The following is a 19,980-nucleotide window of genomic DNA, read 5'->3' on the forward strand; positions in this document are numbered from 1 at the left end:
CTTGCCCCGGCAAATCTCTTGCCGTTGACCGCAACGCCCCCCATTCCTTGGGCAAAGGAGTTCGCGCCATGCCCATCATCCCGCTCAAGACCGCCCCCGGAGAGCCACCTCAGACCGCGCATGACGTGGCCGATACAGTTCAAATCATGCTCGCGCGGCTGCGCACGGGGGGCGCACAGGTGGCGCTGGAATATGCGCGGCAACTCGATGGCTGGCAGGGCGGCATCACCGTGACCCGCGCCGAGATTGACGCCGCCGTGTCCCGCGTGCCGCAAACGCTCAAGGCGGATATCCAATGGGCGCATGACAATATCTCGCGCTTTGCCGCCGCACAGCGCGCGACAGCGCAGGATATGGAGATCGAATTGCGCCCCGGCCTGCGGGCAGGCCAACGCCAGATTCCGCTGGGGGCTGCGGGCTGTTACGTGCCCGGTGGGCGCTATAGCCATATCGCGTCGGCGCTGATGACCATCGCCACCGCGCGCGAGGCGGGCGTCGCGGACATCACGGCCGTTTCGCCCCCCTGCGGCGATCAGGGTATTCCCGATGCCATGCTCTATGCGATGGATCTGGCCGGGGCTACTCGCATTCTGACCATCGGCGGGGTGCAGGGGGTTGCGGCCATGGCCTTTGGTTTCTTTGGCGCGCCGCCCGCAGACATTCTGGTCGGTCCCGGCAATGCCTATGTCGCCGAAGCCAAGCGCCAGCTTTTTGGCCCTATCGGCATTGATATGTTCGCAGGTCCCACCGACAGCCTCATTCTCGCCGATGACACGGCGGATGCCGAAACCGTCGCCGCCGATCTGGTTGGACAGGCGGAGCATGGCGCGAATTCCCCGGTATGGCTCGCCACCACCCATCGCCCGCTGGCCGAGGCCGTGATGGCCCGTGTCCCTGCCCTCATCGCCAGCCTGCCAGAGCCGAACCGCTCTGCTGCCACGGCCGCGTGGCGCGATCTGGCCGAGGTGGTGCTCTGCGACAGCGCGGAAGAGATGGCGCAGTATGCCGATACCAAGGCGCCAGAGCATCTGCATGTGCAGGCGCGCGATCTGCCGTGGTGGCGCACACGCCTGCGCGCCTACGGTTCGCTTTTCCTGGGCGAGAACACCACTGTGGCCTTTGGCGACAAGGCGGCAGGCCCCAACCACGTCTTGCCCACCTCTGGCGCCGCGCGCTATACCGGGGGTCTATCGGTGCACAAGTTCCTGAAAACCGTCACCTGGCAAGAGGTGGACGCCTGCGCGCTGCCCGATCTCGCGCGCGTCACTGCCAGCCTCAGCCGGGCCGAACGGATGGAAGGGCATGCCCGCAGTGCAGACATTCGCCTTGGGCCTATCGCTCAGGCGGCCATTTCGACAGGATAACACCGCCAGATGAAAACCGTGGGCATTCTGGGGGGCATGGGCCCCGAAGCGACCGTGCTCTTGATGCAAAAGGTGCTGGCCACCGTGCCCGCGCGCGATGACAGCGACCACATCCCGCTGATCGTGCATCAGAACCCGCAGGTGCCCAGCCGGATCAAGGCGCTGATCGAGGGTACGGGCGAGGACCCCGGTCCGGTTCTGGCCCGAATGGCGCGTGCCCTGCAGGCGGCGGGGGCAGAGGCGCTGGCCATGCCCTGCAACACCGCGCATCACTACGCCCCTGCCGTGGCCAATGCCACGCCCCTGCCCTTTCTCAACATGCTGGACCTCACAGCAGAGGCGCTTGCCGCCCAAGGCGCTCAGCGGATCGGGATGCTGGCCTCGCCTGCCACGCGGCTTGCCAATGTCTTTGCCACGCCCTTTGCCGCCCATGGGCTGACGCCTGTGTTCTTGCCCGATGACAGCGGAATTCTCGCCGTCATCCGCGCGGTCAAGGCGGGCGAGGCTCTGGTAAACCTCAAGCCGCAGCTTGCCCAAGAGGCAGAGGCGCTCTTGGCCCATGGCGCAGATCATTTGCTGGTGGCCTGCACGGAACTGTCCTTGATGACGGATGCCCTGCCTACAACGGCCCCGCATACCGACAGCCTCGATTGCCTTACACAGGCCATTGCGGATTTTGCCACGAGCTAAGCGCGCTCAATCTTCCAAGTGAAGATAAACCCGGCGGTTCTGGCGGCCTTTCTTTTCGACCTTGCCAAGCCGCAATCGCCCAATTTCTCCTGTGCGCGCCACATGGGTGCCGCCGCAGGGTTGCAGATCGACCTGATCCGCCCCCTGCCCGATGCGCACCAGACGCACCCGGCCAGAGCCCATGGGCGGGGCCACCGACATGGTCTTGACCAGCCCCGGATTGGCGCGCAATTCATCGTCGGTGATCCAATCCTCGGTCACGGGCAAATCCCGGTCCACCAGTTGATTGAGATACTCCTCCAGCGTGTCGCGATCCGCGGGCGCTTCTGGCATGTCGAAATCGAGCCGGCTGCGTGTCTCGGCAATCGCGCCGCCTGAAACCGGCAGCGGGATCACGACCGACAAGAGATGGAGCGCCGTGTGCATCCGCATCAGACGGTGCCGCCTTGGCCAGTCGATCGCCTGCCGCAGGGCCGCGCCGATGGGCGGCAATGGCACCGGTTCGGCCACGACAAGCGCGATTTGATCCCCCTCAGCCTTGACCGCCGTGGCAATGCTCAGGCTGCGCCCTTGCCAGATGAGCCGCCCGCTATCGCCCGGTTGACCACCGCCCGTGGGATAAAAGAGCGTCTGGTCCAGAACGATCCCACCCTCGGGCGTATGCGCCACGACAATACCGGACGCCTCGGTCCGATAGGCGTCCTGCCGAAAAAGCGGGGGGGTCATCGTCCGTCACCCTCGCCGCCACCGTCGCCGTCGACATCGCCCTCGGTCAGGGCGGCGGGGCGTTGACTTGTGATCTGCGCGGCAGGCTCTTTCTGCTCAGGTGCGCCAGAGGGCGCATTGCGAAACCATACATCCTGTTGCGGGAAGGGAATCTCGATTCCCTCTTCGGCAAAGCGGCGGGCAATCTCGTGGTTCATGTCGGATTTCACGCTGGCCACCCAGTTGACGTCGCGCAGGATCGCACGGATTTCGAAATCCAGCGAACTGGCCCCGAAGTTCTGAAACAGGATGTTCGGCGGCGGCTGCATCAACACCATCGGATGTGCCTCGGCCACCTCGCGCAGGATTTTCTCGACCCGGCGCGTATCGGTGCCATAGGCCACGCCCACCGGCACGATCACCCGACCCACAGTATTGCCGCGGGTGTAATTCGTCACCGTGCCACTGACGAAATCGGCATTGGGCACGATCACATCGGTGCGGTCAAAGGTCTCGATCCGGGTCGAGCGGACAGAGATCGAGCGCACATAGCCGTGCTGCCCGCCCACCTCGATCCAGTCGCCTTCGGAAATGGGCCGCTCGATCAAGAGGATGATACCCGAGACAAAGTTGGACACGATGTTTTGCAGACCAAAACCGATGCCAACGGACAGGGCACCAGCAACAATGGCCAGCGAACTGAGGTCAATCCCCGCCGCCGTGATAGACACCAGCGCCGCGAGGAATATCCCCACATAGCCCACGCCTGACACGATGGCATTGCGCCCGCCCATATCGAGCTTGGTCTTGGGCAGGATCGAATTCTTGAGCGCGCCCTGAATGAGCCGGGTCAGCAGGTAGCCAAGGGTGAAAACCCCCGCAAGGATCAAGAACCCGGTCGGTGACAGCGTGATGCCGCCAAGACTGATCCCTTGGGTGAAGCTCAGCCAAGCCTCTTGCAGTTGCGCAGGCCGTGCGCCCCAGATGAGCGCGAAAATCGGGATAGAGGCCAGAACGAGGAAAAAACCCAAAAGCACCGGAAAGAGCGAGTCGTCGATGCTCTGCGCGTTGCCCCGCAGCATGATATAGACCTCGGACAGCACCCGCTGGATCAACAAGAGCGCCGCGATCATCATCAGCGACAGAAGCGCCGGCAGCATCATGGCCTCGGCGGCGGACATATAGCCGACGGCAGACAAGAGCGGCGCAAGGATCGCCAAGGCCCACAGCGCGCGCGCAAGGATACGCACCAGCTTGCTGCGGAAGGTCTGTTCGGTTTCCGGCTCGTTCTCGGCCGCCTTGCTGTGGCGCATCAAGAGCCGTGCCAGACGCAGCAGGAGCAGCGAGGCCAGCACCATGAGCGGAAAGATCAGGACGTTGCGAGCTTCTTCGGACCAGTCAAAGCCATCGGCCAGATCCTGCACATAGGCAAAACCCGCCACCACAAGGCCCAGAGAGCCCCCGCAGAACCGCCCGGTCGCGCGCTCTGACGCGCTGAGCGTGAGCAAGGGCAACTGCCGCTCGTCGCGTGGAAAGACCCGCAAGGTCAGCCACCGCGCCAACAGCAGGATAAAGGCCGCAGCGGGCAGCGCGTTGACCACAAGCGTGCCCTTGGCCCCCAAAAGCCCGGCAAGCACCGCCCCGACCACGATGGCGAGGACCCCCAAATAAGGCAGCAGCCATTCCCCCAGTGATAGGGCGAAGGCGGCCAAACGGCGGCCAGCCGTCGGGGTTTCCCCCAAGACCCGCGCCGCCAAGCGCGTGGTCCAGACCCGCCCCCGCGCAATCAGCAAAATGCCGAGAAGGCCAAGAACGATCACCCCCGGCAGGTTGCTCTGAAAACGAGTACGGCGAAAACTGCTCTGCCAGTTGGTCGCTGTCTCTGCCCGCACCGTATCCACTGCACGGTAGAGCGCCTTGACCGCCTCGGGCCAATGCAGCGGGTTGACCGGCGAGGGTCCAAGCCGCAACAACGCCTGAGTCTGGCGGTCTCGAATGGCTCCGTCAATGCTTGTGACCAGCCCCTCGGCGCGGCTGCGCGCCAGTTCGGCCAACTTGACCGGCGCCTCCAATCGGGCAAGACGTCGGTTCAGTTCCGCCCTCTGTGCCGCAATGTCTTCGGCCTCTTCGCCGGTCTCGGGGACGGGCCCCAAGGCCGCAATCTGATCACGCACAGTTCGGATTGCCGCGGAATTGAGCGTCTGCATCTCGACAAACTGTTGCCGCCACCCATTGATTTGGGCACGCATGTTTTCCAAGTCCGCAGTCGTCGCATCGCCATTGGCGATCAGATCATCCGCCTCACCCGCAAGCTCTTCCCATGTGACGTAATCCACTGCGTCCGGCGTGTGCTGCCCCTGCGCGGGGGCCATGGCGGGTATCGCCACCGCTGCGCCAAATGCCAGGCAAAGGATCAGGCAAAGTTGCCGCAGCATCCTTGTCACCCTGCGAAAACTCCGGGGATTGAGCGCGGGGCCTGATCCAGCCAATCCGGTGTCGGCAAGTTGTTGGCGCGTAGGAACTCGGGATTAAAGAGCTTGGATTGATAGCGCGTTCCATAATCGCACAGGATCGTCACGATGGTATGACCCGGCCCCAACTCGCGCGCCATCCGAATGGCCCCGGCGACATTGACGCCGGTCGAGGCCCCCATGCACAGACCCTCGTGCTGCAAGAGGTCGAAAACGATCGGCAGCGCCTCGGCATCGGGCACCTGACAGGCGAAATCTGGCGTGAAACCGTCAAGATTGGCGGTGATGCGCACCTGCCCGATCCCCTCGGCAATGGACGAGCCTTCGCTCTCCAGCTCGCCCTTGGTGTACCAGGAATAAAGCTTGGCGCCCATCGGATCGGCAAGACCCACCTTGACGCCCTTGGGTTGCAGCGCCATGCCGACCCCGGCCAGCGTGCCACCAGAGCCCACCGCGCAAATAAAGCCGTCCACCTTGCCGCCGGTCTGCTCCCAGATCTCGGGGCCGGTCGTCTCGATATGCGCCTGACGGTTTGCCACATTGTCGAACTGATTGGCCCAGATCACACCATTAGGTTCTGTTTTGGCAAGTTCTGCTGCCAATCTCTCGGAATAGCGCACAAAATTGTTCGGATTTGAATAAGGCGCAGCAGGCACCTGCACCAGGTCGGCACCGGCCAGACGCAGCATATCCTTCTTTTCCTGACTCTGCGTCTCGGGGATCACGATCACCGTCTTGAAGCCAAGCGAGGCGCCGACCAGCGCCAGACCAATCCCGGTATTGCCTGCCGTGCCCTCGACAATCGTGCCGCCGGGTTTCAGATCACTGCGCGCAATCGCGTCACGGATGATAAAGAGTGCGGCGCGGTCCTTGACCGATTGTCCGGGATTGAGAAACTCGCATTTGCCAAGGATGTCGCATCCCGTTTCCTCACTGGCGCGGCGCAAACGAATGAGCGGTGTATTCCCGACAGCGGCGGCCAGATCCTGTGCGATGCGCATCTTTCATGCTCCTGTGGTCAGCGTGTTCTCTTCGGTTTAGGCGCTTGAGGACGGGAACTCAAGCGGATGCGCGCAGCCTTGCGCGTTCACGCTCAAGCCACAGAAGGCAGAGGATCAGCGGCCCATTATTGGCCTCGCCACTCTGGACCAGCGCCATTGCCTGCGGGAAATCAATCACATGGGTGCGAATATCCTCATGCTCTGCGGCCAATCCCCCGCGCCCCTGTTCCAGATCGGGCAGGTCACAAATCCCCAGAAAGAGGTGAAAGACCTCAGTCGAGTAACCGGGCGTACAATAATGCTGGGAAATCTTTTCCAACCCGCGCAGCGTTAAACCCGCCTCTTCCAGACATTCGCGGTGCGCGGTCGCTTCCGGGCTCTCGCCGCCATCGATCCGCCCTGCCACCGGCTCCAGCATCCAAGGGTAAGGATCGCCGCGCCCAAACGGGCCCATGCGGAACTGTTCCACCAAGAGCACACGGTCGCGGACCGGATCATAGGGCAGCACGAGAGATGCGTCGGTGGCGACAAACACCTCTCGCTCAAGGCTATCGCTCTGTGTACCGTCAAAGCGCGGATGCCGCAGCGTGTACTTGCGGCTGAGAAAGAATCCCGCGTGGGTGATCTCATTCGCCTCTTGTATCACCTGATCGGCATGGGTCGGGCTGCGCAACGTGATCGGGGCTGACCGTGCGGCGGCCACCTGCGCCGCGGCGCGTGACAAGATCATCGGCAGACGGTGAGTGAAATCTTCAGGCGCAACGCGGCCCTTGAGGCTCAGGATTTCTGCGATAGCCCCCTTCAGGATCGAGGCATTACGCCCGCGCAACGCCGTGGCATCCCATGCAAGGGGTCCCGGCTGGCCGGGAAACACCTGCGCCGCATAAGTGGTGCCTTGGCAATGAACCGCAAGGGGCTCCGCCGGACCCAGACCAAGGGCGCGGAGCACAAAGGTCAAATCCTCCACAGCCGAAGGGTGATCCACCAAAAGCCCATCGATAGCCCCCGTTCCGCGGCGCAACCCCGTCAAGGGCAAGGGCGCATCCTCACAGGATATCTGCATTCCCTCTGCCCGCGCCTCTGCAGCAACGAAGCTGGAAAAGATGCCTTGCAGGACATGGATGTCAGCCAAGGGACCGTAGAGAAACAGCGGTGTCACGACCACCGGTGCGACACCCATTCCGAAACGACGCCCACCACGATCCCACCTGTCACCAACGCGCCGATCAACGGTCCGTTGAGCATCGTCATGCCATAGTCGACCATCAACTCGAACATCGAGGTCAGCCCCTCGATCACCCCGTCATATCGGTTATCGAGCGCGCGCTTGAGCATCTCGTTAAGGCTCTGAACAAAAATCGCCCAAAACACCAAAGCGCCAACGCCGGTCAATCCCGCACTGAACCCTTCGGCATAGCCATAGCCCAGCCTCCGGCCCGTCACCCGCCAACCGCAGATAGCACCCAAGGCCACATTGACCTGATTGAACCAGCCAAAGTTGGTATCTTCGGGCATGAGAGGGCGAAAGAGCTCTGATCCGAACCACCCCAAGGCACCAAGTCCGATCGCCGCGACCAGCCGCGCGGCGGTGGGCATGTGATCTGTAACGGGCATCTATCCGGGCCTTGCGATGGTGATCTGTGTCACATCGCAACTACCCCCTTTGAAGGCCCCCGCGCAAGAGGTCAGGTAGAAATTCCACATCCGGCGAAACCGCTCGTCAAAGCCCATTTTGGCGATTTCATCCCATTTGTCGTTGAAAGCCTGATGCCAGCGGCGCAGGGTCTGGCTATAGCTCTCGCCAAACTCGATAGACCGCGCAACGCTCAGCCCCGCCCGCTCGATCTCGGCGCGCAGCGCGGTCGGGCTGGGCAACATACCTCCCGGAAAAATGTATTTCTGGATGAAATCCACATCGGTGCGATAGCTTTCCCACCGCTTGTCCTCGACCGTTATGATCTGGAGCGTGGCCAGAGCGCCGGGATTGAGCCGCTCTCGCAGGGAGTTGAAAAACACCGGCCAATAGCGTTCGCCCACCGCCTCGAACATCTCGATGCTGGCAATGCCGTCATAGGTGCCGCGCTCGTCGCGATAATCCTGCAATTTGAGCGTGACGCGGTCCGACAGCCCGGCCCGCGCCATCCGGTCCTGCGCATATTTCAACTGCTCCGCGCTGATCGTCAGGCCGGTCACGCGCAGGCCGCGTTCCTTGGCGGCATACTCGGCAAAGCCCCCCCAGCCACAGCCGATTTCCAGCACATGATCGCCGGGTTTCACCCCCATCTGATCGACCATGCTGGCGTATTTGGCGATCTGCGCCTGTTCGAGACTGTTCTGGCCGGTCTGAAAGATGGCGCTTGAATAGGTCATAGTTTCATCCAGCCAGAGGCTGTAGAACTCATTCCCGAGGTCATAATGATAGCTGATGTTGCGCCGCGCCTGTGTTTTAGAATTGCGCTTGAACCAAAAGCGGATGCGCTCGTAGACCTGCGCCACGCGCTGACCGGGATAGCCGTTGTAGATCCCGTCATTGTCATCGTTGAGCAGGTCCATGAACGCCTGCAAATCGGGCGTGGACCAGTCCCCATCGAGATACGCCTCGCAAAACCCAAGATAGCCCTCGCGCACCAGCCGAGCAAAGACCTCGGGATCGTGGATGTCCAGCACGGCGACCGGGCCGGGGCGCTGTCCCTCTGCGCGAAACACGCGACCATCGGGCAGGCGGATATCAAGCCGTCCGGCGTCGATATTGCGGGCCACTCCAAAGCAGCGGGCGAAATAGCGCGGCAGGCCCGTCTGGCCGGTGGTGTCGGTCAGGATCATCCGCTCGGTCCCTCTTTCGTTCTGTGGCGCGCCCCGCGCCGTTCTTGCGGTCATTATGGTCATGCGTCAAAAGCCCCGCGCTTCATAGGCGTCAAGCGCGCGCTGCCGCCCTCTTGCCAGATCAACAACCCGCCCCGGATAGGTCATCGCAGGGTCGAGCCCCCAGTGCCGTGGGATTGCCTCGAAATAGTCGAGCGCGGTGGCGGGCGGGGTGTGTTGCCCCTCGGCGATCCAGCGGCGGGTATAGGCGCCTTTGGGATCGAACTTGTCCAGCTGCGTCTCTGGGTTGAACACCCGGAAATACGGCGCGGCATCCGGGCCACTGCCTGCCGCCCATTGCCAGCCCATTGCGTTCGACGCCGGGTCCCAATCGGTGAGACAGTCGGCGAACCACGCAAGACCGATTTTCCAGTGGGTCATGAGGTGCTTGGTCAGGTAGGATGCCACAATCATCCGCGCACGGTTGTGCATCTTGCCGGTCACATACATCTCGCGCATGGCGGCATCGACAAAGGGCTCGCCGGTGCGACCCTGCTTCCACGCAATCACCTCCGGGTGCTCTTCATCCTCGGACCAAGGGAACGCATCCCAATCGGTCCGCCAATTGCCGCTCAGGATATGCGGGGTATGATACATGAGATGATAGGCAAACTCGCGCCAGACCAACTCCTTGAGCCAATGTTCCGCGCCTTGCGCCCCAGCATGCAAAGCCCTCTGTCCGGCATGCCAACATTGCCGGGGCGAAACCTCCCCGTACGTCAGGTTTTCCGAGAGGTTGGAAGTAGCATCCACCGCTGGAAAATTGCGCGCATCTTTATAGTCCGCAATGGCCCCGTCGGCAAAGGCGTGAAGGCGATCCATGGCCGCCGCCTCGCCCACACGCTGATAGGGCAGACATACTTCGGCCCCGCGCCGCATGGCCGCACCCATCCGCCAATCGTCCAGAGCGTCAGAGACAGGCCATGTTTCCGGGGCAGGAATACGCGACGGTGCTGAAAGGGGCGATGCAACCTCGCGATCCTTCACCGCACGCCACATGGGAGAATAGACGCGGTAGAATCCACCGGTCTTGGTCTCGACCGTCCAAGGTTCAAACATCACATGGCCGGCATGGCTCTGTGCGTCCACCCCTGCCTCGCGCAGCGCGGATTTAACCGCCTTGTCGCGTGTAATCGCCTGCGGATCATAGAGCCGCGACCAATGCATCGCCCCTGCCCCGGTCTCGGCCACCAGCGTGCGCAAAACCTCCAGCGCCGTGCCGCGCCGCAGGATGAGACGGCTCCCCACCGCCTCGAGGTCTCGCGCCAGAGAGGCCAGCGACAGACCCAGGCGCCATTTTGGCGCGGCACCTAGGCTCTCGACGCTCTCATCATGGATGAAAACAGGGATCACAGGGCGGCCGCCCGCGAGCGCCGCACAAAGTGCCGGGTTGTCGGCCAGACGCAAATCGCGCCTGAACCATATGATTGATGGTGTTATATCCGTCATCCCCTGCCCCAGTCTTTCCCTGCAATACGGGCCGGGGGCGCGGGCGGATCAAAGAATATCATCAAGTGCGGTCAAGAGTTTGTCCACCTCGGCGCTGGACGTGTAATGCACGAAACTCAGACGCAACACCCCGCGCTCGGGATCCACGCCCATCGCGGTCAGAGGCCGCACCGCGTAGAAATCGCCGCCCCCCGCCATGATCCCATGCTGCGCCAGTTGCGCCGCCGCCTCGGCACCGGGCCGGTTGAGCGAAACCGCCACCGTAGGCGCTTTCTGTTCGGCCTCAACGGGACCGATCAGCCGCGCGGAATTGCGATCCTTGAGAAAATCCAAAAGCGGCTGCAAAAGCGCCGTTTCATGTCCGCGCATGAGGTCATGCACCCCCGCGGCCCGTGTCACGGCATCGCCCGTGATCCCATGATGCGCCGCCAGATCGTCGATGTAGTCAGCCATGCCCGCGCTCGCCGCCACCTGCGCATGATCCGGACCAGCGGGCGTAAACCGCTTATAGAGCGTGCCCGCGTTGAAATAATGCGCCTGATTGGGCAAGAGATTGCCCAATTCCCGCCGGATCACCATGATGCCCTGATGCGGGCCATAGGTCTTGTAGGCGGAAAAGAGGTAAATATCCGGCCCCATCCCCCCCACATCCGGCAGGCCATGTGGCGCATAACTGACCCCATCGACACAGACAAAGGCACCGGCGGCATGGGCCAGCGCTGTGATCTCGACCACCGGGTTGATCGCGCCGACGACATTGGAGCAATGCGGGAAACACACCAGCCGCACCCGGTCATCGAGCAGGTTTTCCAGATCCGCGGGATCGAGCAAGCCACTCTCGGGATTGATCTTCCACTCGCGCACCTCGAATCCCGCATCGGCCAATCGCCGCCACGGCCCGGAATTTGCCTCGTGATCCTGATTGGTGACGATGATCGCATCACCCGGCTCCATCCACTGCCGGAACGCTTGCGCCAGAACATAGGTGTTCTGCGTCGTGGACGGCCCGAAACTCAGTTCATCCGCGGCCACCCCCATCATCGCCGCCAGCCGCGACCGCGCCTCGTCCATCTCGGCCCCGGCCAGTTGGCTGGCCTCATAGGGCGCATAGGGCTGTACCTTGCGCTGGCGGTAATACCGCTCCAGCCGCGCGATCACCGTGGCGCAGGTATACGAGCCGCCCGCGTTCTCGAAAAAGGCCTGCCCCGCAAGGCTTGGTTCGGCAAAGGCCGGAAATTGCGCACGCACGAAATCAGTGTCGAGTGTCATACTTGTCCCCATTGTCCCTTTTGGTCGCCACAAAACAGCAAAGCCCCCCGACGCGCAAGCGCCGGAGGGCCTCAAGATGACAGTCACGGGAAGGTCAGAGGCTTTTCATTTCGCTCTGCAAGCCGCGAAAGATCGCCCAACACATGACCAAGAGCACCAGCGTAAACGGCAAGCCGGTGGAGATCACCGCCGACTGAAGCGCGGCCAAACCCCCGCCGATCAAGAGAACAATCGCGACGGCCCCCTCAAAGATGCACCAGAATACCCGCTGGGGCACCGGCGCATCCACCTTGCCACCCGCCGTGATCGTGTCGATCACCAGCGATCCTGAATCCGACGAGGTGACAAAGAACACCACCACAAGGATAATCCCGATAGTCGAGGTTATCGTCGCCAAGGGCAACGGATCGAGCATCTGGAACAGCTTCAGCTCAAGCGGCGCGTTCTGGGCCGCCTCGTAGCCACCGGCAATCACCTGATTAAGCGCGGTGCCGCCAAACACGCTCATCCACAACACACAGACCAGCGATGGAATGAGCAGCACACAGATCACGAATTCCCGCACCGTGCGGCCCCGGCTGACACGGGCGATGAACATACCCACAAAAGGCGACCAACTGATCCACCACGCCCAGTAAAACGCGGTCCAGCCCTGCATGAAGTTCGTATCCTCGCGTCCAAAGGGATTGGACAGAGCCACGAGATTTTGCAGATAGGCCCAGAGGCTGTCAAAGAAGAATGTCAGCAGGAAAATCGGCCCGCCTACGAAGAACACGAACAGCAGCAGCAGTGCCGCCAAGCCCATGTTGATCTCCGACAGCACCTTGACCCCACCATCAAGGCCGCGCACCACCGACACCAACGCAATCGCCGTGATGCCGGAAATCAGCAGCACCAAGAGCAGGCTGGAGTTCTCGACGCCGCTTTCCTCGCTATTGCCGTAGGCAATGCCCATAAAGGCGCGCGTGCCCTCGGCGGCATCCCCAGAGCCATAGAGAAACGTCAGCCCCGAGGCCGCCTGTTCCGCTCCAAACCCAAGAGAGGTGGCCAGACCAAAGAGCGTGGCAAAAACCGCAAGCGTGTCGATCACATGGCCCCACCAGCCCCACACGCGTTCGCCCAAGATCGGATAGAAGGCCGACCGCAGCGTGAGCGGCAGCCCCTTGTTATAGCTGAAGAGCGCCAGTGCCAGCGCCACCACCGCATAGATCGCCCAAGGATGCAGCCCCCAGTGAAAGATCGTCGCCGCCATCCCAAGACGCGAGGCGGCCTCCGGATCACCGCCAGCGGCCCCAAGTGGTGCCCAATCGCTGCGTATGCCGCCCTCCATCGCCGTGCCGCCCAAGGCGCTTGAGAAATGGCTCATCGGCTCGGACACGCCAAAGAACATGAGACCAATGCCCATGCCCGCCGCAAACAGCATCGCAAACCAGCCCAGATAGCTGTAGTCCGGTGTGGCCTCATCCCCACCAAGGCGCACCCGGCCAAAAGGACTGACAATCAGAAAGAGGCAGAACAGCACAAAGACATTGGCGGCGCTCAGGAAAAACCAATCAAAGCCTTTCGTTACCGCCGCAAAGAGCCAGTCAAACACCGACGCCGCCTGATCCGGCAGGGCCAATGCATAAAATACGAAAATCACAATGCTGAGACCCGAGATGAAAAACACCGGGTTATGAATGTCCAGGCCAAAAGGCCCCACCTGAGGTTGCACATTATCCTGCCCGATTTCGTATCCGGTCTCGATCAGGTCAGATTGCCCTTCGGGCGCGGGTATGCCTTGGTTGGTTGTCTCGTCGGCCATCTGGCCTCCTTTTCTTGTTTTTCTGCCGCCCGTCACGTCCCAATCACAGGACATCGTTGCCGCTCTGTTGCGGCATGTCGCGGCGTTCCAGGGTCTTGCGCCAACAGGGGCGGACGACGCATCGAAAGGCGCACCGGACCTCAAAGGCCCGGGCCGCCCTTACCCTTTTAGCAAGAAACCGCCCGAATCTGCAACCTGATGACGGAGAGACGTCACGTTTGCGACGATTAAAATGTCGTAAAAATACAAATCTCCAGAGATTCGCCGGCGCGCGTTTCCAGCAAACCCAACTTCAGTTTCGTTGCGCAGCGGATCAATCCAGTTGAACCCAACGCCCCAACCGCCCCATTTCCACCGGTCAGTGGTCGCAATTTGCGCACGGAGCGCCGGAATACCCGCTCGATACACAGGCCCCATCATGGGAAACTGTCGCGATGGGGCAAAAGGCCGATTGCAGAGCCACAAGAGCACCCCGTTCAATCGAAATGGATCAGGGACGTCACAGATGAGTATAAAACCCCCCTTTACCGATCTCGAGATCAAAACCGCCCCACAGGGGTTCTATGAGGGCTATAGTTTGCCCATAGCGCTGATCTCCAAAACTTCGATGGCGCTTTTGGTGATCTGGGCGCTGGTCTGGCCTTTGAATGCCAATGCCACCCTCTCGAGCCTCAATTGGTCGCTGCTGGAGGGGTTCAACACCTTCTACATTCTCGCCACCGGCATGTTCGCCTTTTTCCTTTTTATCGTGGCGCTCTTGCCCTCGACGGGCAAACGCCTCATGGGGCGCGCAGGCGAACAGCCGGAGTTTTCCAATTTCTCCTGGTTCTCGATGATGTTCGGCGCGGGCCTTGGCGTTGGTCTCATGGTGTTTGCAACGGCGGAACCGCTGGGCCTCTGGGGCTCGAACCCCGAGACCGTGACCGGGGCAGTCATCGGCAACACCGTCGAGGGCGTCACCCCTGCCTATCGCTACACCTTTGCGCATTATGGCTTTCACGCCTGGGCGATCTATGTCGTGACCGGGCTCAGCCTTGCCTATTACGCCTATACCCGTGACATGCCGCTCACCATCCGGTCGGCTCTGACCCCGCTTCTGGGGCGCGCAGCCAATGGGATTTTGGGCGATGTCGTGGATGTTCTGGGCGTCGTGGCCACCATTCTGGGTGTTTCTGTGACCATCGGTTTCGGCGTGTCGCAGTTCGTGGATGGCGTCTATGCGGTCAGTGGTATGGAGTGGTTGATGAACACCACAGGCGACGCGCCCAAGCCCAGCACCACAGGTCTCATTGCGGCCCTGCTGGCGATCATGGGCCTGTCGATCCTGTCGGCAGTCTCGGGCGTGGGACGCGGCATCAAGTATCTTTCCAACCTCAACCTCGTGCTGTCGGTGGTCCTGTTGCTGGTCTTCATCGTGTTTGGCTCTTTCGCCTTTGCCATGACCAAATACGCAACCGCCCTTGCGGATTACCTCCTGCATTTCGCATCGCTGTCGTTCAACGCCTACGGGCCGCTCTCGTCCGAGGCCTTTGCCGCGGCCCTGCCGGCCGAAGCAGCCCCGCTGGCCGCTGACCTATACGGTGGCGCAACGAACGCATGGGGCAGCTTTGACGGCTTTGTCGGCGGTCTGAGCGGTGCCGCTGCAGACTTGCCCGATGCGGCCAAAGTCGCCGCATACGAGGCGGGTGCCCAAGGCCGCCTGTTTGGCTGGCAAGCGGGCTGGACCACCTTCTACTGGGCGTGGTGGATCGCGTTTTCGCCTTTCGTCGGTCTGTTCCTCGCGCGCATCTCGAAGGGGCGCACAGTGCGCGAATTCATCCTTGGCTGCGTGATCGCCCCGGCGCTTGTGTGCTTTGCCTGGATGACAATCCTTGGGGCCACGGCGATTGACCTTGAACTCAGCGGCGTGGCACAGGGCGCTATCATCGGGGCCTCCAACACCAACAAGCTCTTCGTCACGTTGGGCTTCATGATCGACGGCGGCCTGCTCACCGCTGTGACCATCATGTGCGTGGTGCTGATCCTCACCTTCCTCGTGACCTCGGCAGACTCGGGTATCCTTGTGATGAATACGATCATGTCGGGCGGTCAGGCTGAAACCGGGATCAAACACCGGATCATCTGGGGTGTTATCCTGACTTTGGTCATCGGTGCCCTGATCATTGCAGGCAACTCCGGCGCTGCGGCCGATCCGTTCGAGGCGCTGAAAAACGCCATGATCATCGGCGCTCTGCCCTTTGCCATGGTGATGGTGCTGATGGTCATCTCGCTGACCAAGGCGCTCTACCGCGACCATCTGCGCGAAAAGCACGGGATCATCGCCGAACAACCGGCGGAGTGACCACTAGGGACGAAAAACAAATGACGCCGCGCCCTCGCGCGGCGTCATTCCTTTTGCAGCATCCGGTCGCGGTAATGGGCGAGCACATATAGCCGGATCGCCGTGGCCAATCCCGTCTCTACCCCGCGCCCTGCATCAATTTCCGCCGCCAAGACATTAATTGCCATGGATTTTTCCTCGGCAATCTCACGAAACGCCTGCCAAAAGGCATCCTCAAGAGATACACTGGTGCGATGGCCGCGCAGAGTGAGCGAGCGCTTGACGGGGCGCGCGCCCGTCATTGGTCAGACATGGGGGCGCTGCCCCCGTCCTGGATGATATCCAGGACTCCCCCGAGGTATTTTGGGCCAGATGAAACCAAGCTCAGTCCTCATCCCGCCGATGCTGATCGAGCACGGCGCGGGCCTTGTCGGCCTGCGCCTGCTCCAGTGCCTTTTGCGCCTTGGTCCGGCCAAAGCGCGCGGCATTCTCGTTTGCGCGGGCCTTCTCCTCGGCCCGCGCCTTTTGCTTGCGCACCCGGTTCAGGTTGACCGGGCCCTCGGTCATTTCGGGCCGATCATGTCTTCGGGGCGCACCACGCGATCAAAGGTCTCGCCATCGACAAAGCCAAGCGCAATCGCCTCTTCGCGCAGGGTCGTACCATTCTTATGCGCGGTCTTGGCAACCTTGGTGGCATTGTCATAGCCGATGGTGGGGGCAAGCGCCGTGACCAGCATCAGGCTTTCTTTCATCAGCTTGTCGATGCGCGGCCCGTTGGCCTCGATGCCATTCAGCATGCGCTCGGTGAAGCTATCAGCGGCGTCACCCAAAAGCTGCATGGATTGCAAGAGGTTATAGGCCATCATAGGATTATAGACATTCAATTCGAAATGCCCTTGGCTGCCTGCAAACTTGATCGCGGCATCATTGCCCATGACATGCGCCGCCACCTGCGTCAGGGCCTCCGCCTGCGTCGGGTTGACCTTACCGGGCATGATCGACGATCCCGGCTCGTTCTCGGGCAGGATCAATTCACCCAGGCCCGAACGCGGACCAGAGCCAAGAAAGCGGATGTCATTGGCGATCTTGTAGCAAGAGCCCGCCACGGTTGCGAGCGCACCGGACATGAACACCATGGCATCATGGGCGGCCAGCGCCTCGAACTTGTTTGGTGCGGTGACGAACGGCAGGCCGGTGATCTCGGCCATCTGCGCGGCAACGGTTGTATCCCAGCCCTTCGCAGTATTCAGACCGGTGCCCACGGCGGTGCCGCCCTGCGCCAGCTCGTAAATGCCGGGCAGACACAGATTGATCCGCGCGATCCCCTGCCGGATCTGATGCGCATAGCCCGAAAATTCCTGCCCCAAGGTCAGCGGCGTCGCATCCTGCGTATGGGTGCGGCCGATCTTGATGATGTCCTTGAACTCTTCCGACTTGGCCTCGAGCCCCGCCAAGAGCTTCTCCAACCCCGGCAAAAGCACGTCGCGCGCCGTCATGGCAGCCGCGATATGCATGGCCGTGGGGAAGGTGTCGTTCGAGGATTGCCCCATGTTCACATGGTCATTGGGATGCACCGGGTCCTTGGAGCCGATAACGCCGCCCAGGATTTCAATCGCCCGGTTGGCGATGACCTCATTGGCGTTCATGTTGGATTGCGTGCCCGACCCTGTCTGCCAGACGACCAGCGGGAAATTGTCGTCGAACTTGCCCGCGACCACCTCTTGTGCGGCCTGAATGACAGCATCGGCCAGACGCGCCTCGAGTTTGCCACTGGCCTTGTTGGCCTGCGCGCAGGCTTGCTTGATGACCCCAAGCGCGCGAACGATGGCCACCGGCTGTTTCTCCCAGCCGATCGGGAAATTCATGATCGAGCGCTGCGTTTGCGCGCCCCAGTATTTGTCGTTGGGCACCTCAAGGGGGCCAAAACTATCGGTTTCGGTGCGGGTGGCGGTCATGGCAAAGCCTTTCGTGACGGGTTTGCCCCGTTCATACCGCAGTTTGCCAAAAGATCAATGCTGTATACGACGGAATACAAAGCCCGCAGACTGCGACAAAGCGCGTGTTACTTGCGGAAACTGTCGAGCCGCACCACCTCGGCCTTGCCGGGGCTGGGATCATCGTCGGGCGGATCGGTGTCGTCCAGCTCGTCGATATCTTCATCCACTTCCTGCGTCTCGAACCGCAGGCCGAATTCCACCGACGGATCGACAAAAGTCTGGATCGCATCATAGGGCACATAAAGCCGCTCTGGCGCATCGCCGAAATTCAGCGTCACGGCAAAACCGTCATTCGTGACCTTGAGGTCATCATACCAGTGCTGCATCACCACCGTCATTTCCGACGGATAGCGCTGTTTCAACCAATCGGCGAGCTTGGCCTCGGGATGTTTGGTGTCGAAAGTGATGAAGAAGTGATGCGCCCCCGGCAAACCCTCGGCCTGCACCTTGCTCAGCACCTCCTGGATGAGGCCGCGCATGGCACGATGCATGAGATTGCCGTAGTCGATTGAACGAGACATGATTGACCCTTGGGGAATTGCTGCACGCCAGCATAGGGGATTCGAAGCAAAACAAAAGACCTGCAATGCGCCGCTCAAATCAAAACATGAACCAGACCCGCCAGCACCGCCATGAGCGCCAGAACTGGCACCATCGGCAGGCGAAGCCCCAGCAGCAGCACGCCTGCGACCGCGACATAGATCGCATCGCGCGGCGAAAAGCTGCTGATCTCGGGGCGGGGTCCAAGCGCGCTCATCGTCACCTGTCCGAACAGGACATGCAGCGCGAACCACACCGAGAGGTTGAGGATCACCCCCACCACCGCCGCCGAAATCCCCGCCAAAGCGCCTTTAAGACGGGGCCGCGCAAGGATATGCTCGATATACGGCGCGCCAGTGAAAATCCACAAAAAGCAAGGAATGAACGTGACCCAGAGCGTGAGGCAAGCCGCCAGCACAGCGGTCCCTACCCCGCCCTGCGCATACCCCGCCAGGAGGCCCACAAACTTGGTCACAAGGATCAGCGGCCCCGGTGTGGTCTCGGCCAGCCCGAGCGCGTCGATCATCTCCGCCGTGGTCAGCCACCCCTTTGTCGCCACCACCGTTTCGGTCATATAGGCCAGCACGGCATAGGCGCCGCCAAAGGTCACGACCGCCAGCTTGCTGAAGAAAAGCGCCAGATCCGTCAGGAACTCGGCCCCCATGCCCCAGGCCAACAGCACCGGAGCCGCCCAGAGCGCGCCCCATATCAGCGCCGTTCTGGCCGCCTGGCGGAATGACACCACATCATCGGCAGTCTCGGGCACCGCAATCGCCCCCCGTGTGCTCCACGCTCCCCAAACTCCCGCCGCCGCGATGATGAGCGGAAAGGGCACCGAGAGAAAGAACATCGCGACAAAACCCAAGCCCGCCAAGACCCAGGATGCCCGCCCCTTGAGCGCGCGCTGCGCAAGTTTCAAAAGCGCCTGCAACACGATCACCACCACCGCCGCCTTGACGCCCAGAAAGACCGCCTGAACCATGGGCAAATCGCCGTAGGTCGCGTAGCCAAGGCCAAGTGCCAGGATCACCGCCGCGCCCGGCAGCACGAAAAGCAGCCCCGCGATCAGCCCGCCCAGCACCCCGCGCAGCCGCCAACCGGCATAGGTGCAAAGCTGCATCGCCTCTGGCCCCGGCAAGAGCATGCAAAACGACAGCGCACCCAGGAATTGCTGCTCGCTCAGCCAGCCGCGCCGTTCGACCAGTTCCTCATGCATCATCGAAATTTGCGCCGCAGGTCCACCAAAGCTGAGGAGACCGATACGGGCAAAGCTGCGAAAGATCAGGGCAAGGGGTGGCGCGCTCATGCCTCTTTGTCGCCCGCCGCCACGATGCGCGCAAGGCATAGTTTTATAACGTCTATTCAATGCATTACAGATCAAAGCTAAGGTGAAAGTGCAGGCTTCTGTTGCCAGGTGCCTGCGAACCCCGCCTTACGCGGCTAAGCGCAAGGACTTAAGTTTCGGTTTGGTTACTGCTTACGCAGCAACGGCCACCGGAGCACGGTTG

17 protein-coding genes are annotated in these 19,980 nt (G+C 61.8%); 3 read left to right on the forward strand and 14 right to left on the reverse strand.

Features of this window, described 5'->3' with window-relative positions; translation table 11 throughout:
- Positions 1–68 precede the first annotated feature (68 nt).
- Together hisD and AACZ65_RS16705 are read left to right on the forward strand one after the other, a co-directional pair.
- Complete coding sequence (gene hisD / locus AACZ65_RS16700; RefSeq protein ID WP_339672755.1) at positions 69–1,364, forward strand: histidinol dehydrogenase; 1,296 nt, start codon at positions 69–71, stop codon at positions 1,362–1,364.
- A 9-nt stretch (positions 1,365–1,373) separates the two neighbouring features.
- A complete protein-coding gene (locus tag AACZ65_RS16705) occupies positions 1,374–2,054 on the forward strand; it encodes an amino acid racemase (protein ID WP_339672757.1) in 681 nt (226 codons plus the stop codon).
- Between the two features lie 6 nt (positions 2,055–2,060).
- Here AACZ65_RS16705 and AACZ65_RS16710 read toward each other — a convergent pair whose 3' ends face one another.
- From AACZ65_RS16710 to AACZ65_RS16750, 9 genes are all read right to left on the reverse strand, one after another.
- A complete protein-coding gene (locus AACZ65_RS16710) occupies positions 2,061–2,780 on the reverse strand; it encodes an alanyl-tRNA editing protein (RefSeq protein ID WP_339672759.1) in 720 nt (239 codons plus the stop codon).
- Positions 2,777–5,194: a DUF3772 domain-containing protein gene (locus AACZ65_RS16715; protein WP_339672761.1), complete on the reverse strand. Its 2,418-nt coding sequence runs from the start codon at positions 5,192–5,194 to the stop codon at positions 2,777–2,779. The genes AACZ65_RS16710 and AACZ65_RS16715 overlap by 4 nt, the downstream gene beginning before the upstream one ends.
- A gap of 5 nt (positions 5,195–5,199) precedes the next feature.
- Entirely contained in the window at positions 5,200–6,231 is a 1,032-nt protein-coding gene (locus AACZ65_RS16720; protein WP_339672763.1) for a cysteine synthase A, read from the reverse strand.
- Positions 6,232–6,289: 58 nt separating this feature from the next.
- Entirely contained in the window at positions 6,290–7,411 is a 1,122-nt protein-coding gene (locus AACZ65_RS16725) for an NUDIX domain-containing protein (protein WP_339672765.1), read from the reverse strand.
- The gene (locus tag AACZ65_RS16730) at positions 7,387–7,845 is read right to left on the reverse strand and encodes a TrgA family protein (protein WP_052115403.1); all 459 of its coding nucleotides are present in this window, start codon (positions 7,843–7,845) and stop codon (positions 7,387–7,389) included. The genes AACZ65_RS16725 and AACZ65_RS16730 overlap by 25 nt, the downstream gene beginning before the upstream one ends.
- Positions 7,846–9,054, reverse strand: a complete 1,209-nt coding sequence (locus tag AACZ65_RS16735) for a cyclopropane-fatty-acyl-phospholipid synthase family protein (protein WP_339672787.1) — start codon at positions 9,052–9,054, stop codon at positions 7,846–7,848.
- 66 nt (positions 9,055–9,120) lie between these two features.
- The gene (locus tag AACZ65_RS16740) at positions 9,121–10,542 is read right to left on the reverse strand and encodes a deoxyribodipyrimidine photo-lyase (RefSeq protein ID WP_339672770.1); all 1,422 of its coding nucleotides are present in this window, start codon (positions 10,540–10,542) and stop codon (positions 9,121–9,123) included.
- 48 nt (positions 10,543–10,590) lie between these two features.
- Positions 10,591–11,811: an aminotransferase class V-fold PLP-dependent enzyme gene (locus AACZ65_RS16745; RefSeq protein ID WP_339672772.1), complete on the reverse strand. Its 1,221-nt coding sequence runs from the start codon at positions 11,809–11,811 to the stop codon at positions 10,591–10,593.
- Between the two features lie 94 nt (positions 11,812–11,905).
- Positions 11,906–13,615 (reverse strand): BCCT family transporter, encoded by a 1,710-nt coding sequence (locus tag AACZ65_RS16750; protein ID WP_339672774.1) that lies wholly within the window; start codon positions 13,613–13,615, stop codon positions 11,906–11,908.
- Positions 13,616–14,120: 505 nt separating this feature from the next.
- On the opposite strand from AACZ65_RS16750, the gene AACZ65_RS16755 reads away from it, so the two are divergent.
- Positions 14,121–15,956: a BCCT family transporter gene (locus tag AACZ65_RS16755; RefSeq protein WP_339672776.1), complete on the forward strand. Its 1,836-nt coding sequence runs from the start codon at positions 14,121–14,123 to the stop codon at positions 15,954–15,956.
- Positions 15,957–16,000: 44 nt separating this feature from the next.
- Here the strand turns inward: AACZ65_RS16755 and AACZ65_RS16760 are convergent, their stop codons facing one another.
- The 5 genes from AACZ65_RS16760 to chrA all read right to left on the reverse strand — a co-directional run bounded on the left by AACZ65_RS16760 (position 16,001) and on the right by chrA (position 19,778).
- Complete coding sequence (locus AACZ65_RS16760; RefSeq protein WP_037274941.1) at positions 16,001–16,237, reverse strand: ribbon-helix-helix domain-containing protein; 237 nt, start codon at positions 16,235–16,237, stop codon at positions 16,001–16,003.
- A gap of 82 nt (positions 16,238–16,319) precedes the next feature.
- Positions 16,320–16,502 carry a DUF4169 family protein gene (locus AACZ65_RS16765; protein WP_339672779.1) on the reverse strand — a complete coding sequence of 61 codons (183 nt, stop codon included), beginning with the start codon at positions 16,500–16,502 and terminating at the stop codon, positions 16,320–16,322.
- On the reverse strand, positions 16,499–17,890 hold the full coding sequence (gene fumC / locus AACZ65_RS16770) for a class II fumarate hydratase (protein WP_339672781.1): 1,392 nt from the start codon (positions 17,888–17,890) through the stop codon (positions 16,499–16,501). Before fumC ends, AACZ65_RS16765 begins: the two co-directional genes overlap by 4 nt.
- Before the next feature lie 107 nt (positions 17,891–17,997).
- Positions 17,998–18,453 carry a ClpXP protease specificity-enhancing factor SspB gene (locus AACZ65_RS16775; RefSeq protein WP_339672783.1) on the reverse strand — a complete coding sequence of 152 codons (456 nt, stop codon included), beginning with the start codon at positions 18,451–18,453 and terminating at the stop codon, positions 17,998–18,000.
- A 74-nt stretch (positions 18,454–18,527) separates the two neighbouring features.
- A complete protein-coding gene (gene chrA / locus AACZ65_RS16780; RefSeq protein ID WP_339672785.1) occupies positions 18,528–19,778 on the reverse strand; it encodes a chromate efflux transporter in 1,251 nt (416 codons plus the stop codon).
- Positions 19,779–19,980 lie beyond the last annotated feature (202 nt).

This window comes from uncultured Roseovarius sp. (assembly GCF_963972555.1).
In the GTDB taxonomy this organism is placed as follows: domain Bacteria; phylum Pseudomonadota; class Alphaproteobacteria; order Rhodobacterales; family Rhodobacteraceae; genus Roseovarius; species Roseovarius mucosus.

Excerpts from the sequence above, each read along its gene's own strand:
- hisD (WP_339672755.1), top strand. The coding sequence starts at position 69 with ATGCCCATCATCCCGCTCAAGACCGCCCCCGGAGAGCCACCTCAGACC.
- AACZ65_RS16705 (WP_339672757.1), top strand. The coding sequence starts at position 1,374 with ATGAAAACCGTGGGCATTCTGGGGGGCATGGGCCCCGAAGCGACCGTG.
- AACZ65_RS16710 (WP_339672759.1), bottom strand. The coding sequence starts at position 2,780 with ATGACCCCCCCGCTTTTTCGGCAGGACGCCTATCGGACCGAGGCGTCC.
- AACZ65_RS16715 (WP_339672761.1), bottom strand. The coding sequence starts at position 5,194 with ATGCTGCGGCAACTTTGCCTGATCCTTTGCCTGGCATTTGGCGCAGCG.
- AACZ65_RS16720 (WP_339672763.1), bottom strand. The coding sequence starts at position 6,231 with ATGCGCATCGCACAGGATCTGGCCGCCGCTGTCGGGAATACACCGCTC.
- AACZ65_RS16725 (WP_339672765.1), bottom strand. The coding sequence starts at position 7,411 with ATGGGTGTCGCACCGGTGGTCGTGACACCGCTGTTTCTCTACGGTCCC.
- AACZ65_RS16730 (WP_052115403.1), bottom strand. The coding sequence starts at position 7,845 with ATGCCCGTTACAGATCACATGCCCACCGCCGCGCGGCTGGTCGCGGCG.
- AACZ65_RS16735 (WP_339672787.1), bottom strand. The coding sequence starts at position 9,054 with ATGATCCTGACCGACACCACCGGCCAGACGGGCCTGCCGCGCTATTTC.
- AACZ65_RS16740 (WP_339672770.1), bottom strand. The coding sequence starts at position 10,542 with ATGACGGATATAACACCATCAATCATATGGTTCAGGCGCGATTTGCGT.
- AACZ65_RS16745 (WP_339672772.1), bottom strand. The coding sequence starts at position 11,811 with ATGACACTCGACACTGATTTCGTGCGTGCGCAATTTCCGGCCTTTGCC.
- AACZ65_RS16750 (WP_339672774.1), bottom strand. The coding sequence starts at position 13,615 with ATGGCCGACGAGACAACCAACCAAGGCATACCCGCGCCCGAAGGGCAA.
- AACZ65_RS16755 (WP_339672776.1), top strand. The coding sequence starts at position 14,121 with ATGAGTATAAAACCCCCCTTTACCGATCTCGAGATCAAAACCGCCCCA.
- AACZ65_RS16760 (WP_037274941.1), bottom strand. The coding sequence starts at position 16,237 with ATGACGGGCGCGCGCCCCGTCAAGCGCTCGCTCACTCTGCGCGGCCAT.
- AACZ65_RS16765 (WP_339672779.1), bottom strand. The coding sequence starts at position 16,502 with ATGACCGAGGGCCCGGTCAACCTGAACCGGGTGCGCAAGCAAAAGGCG.
- fumC (WP_339672781.1), bottom strand. The coding sequence starts at position 17,890 with ATGACCGCCACCCGCACCGAAACCGATAGTTTTGGCCCCCTTGAGGTG.
- AACZ65_RS16775 (WP_339672783.1), bottom strand. The coding sequence starts at position 18,453 with ATGTCTCGTTCAATCGACTACGGCAATCTCATGCATCGTGCCATGCGC.
- chrA (WP_339672785.1), bottom strand. The coding sequence starts at position 19,778 with ATGAGCGCGCCACCCCTTGCCCTGATCTTTCGCAGCTTTGCCCGTATC.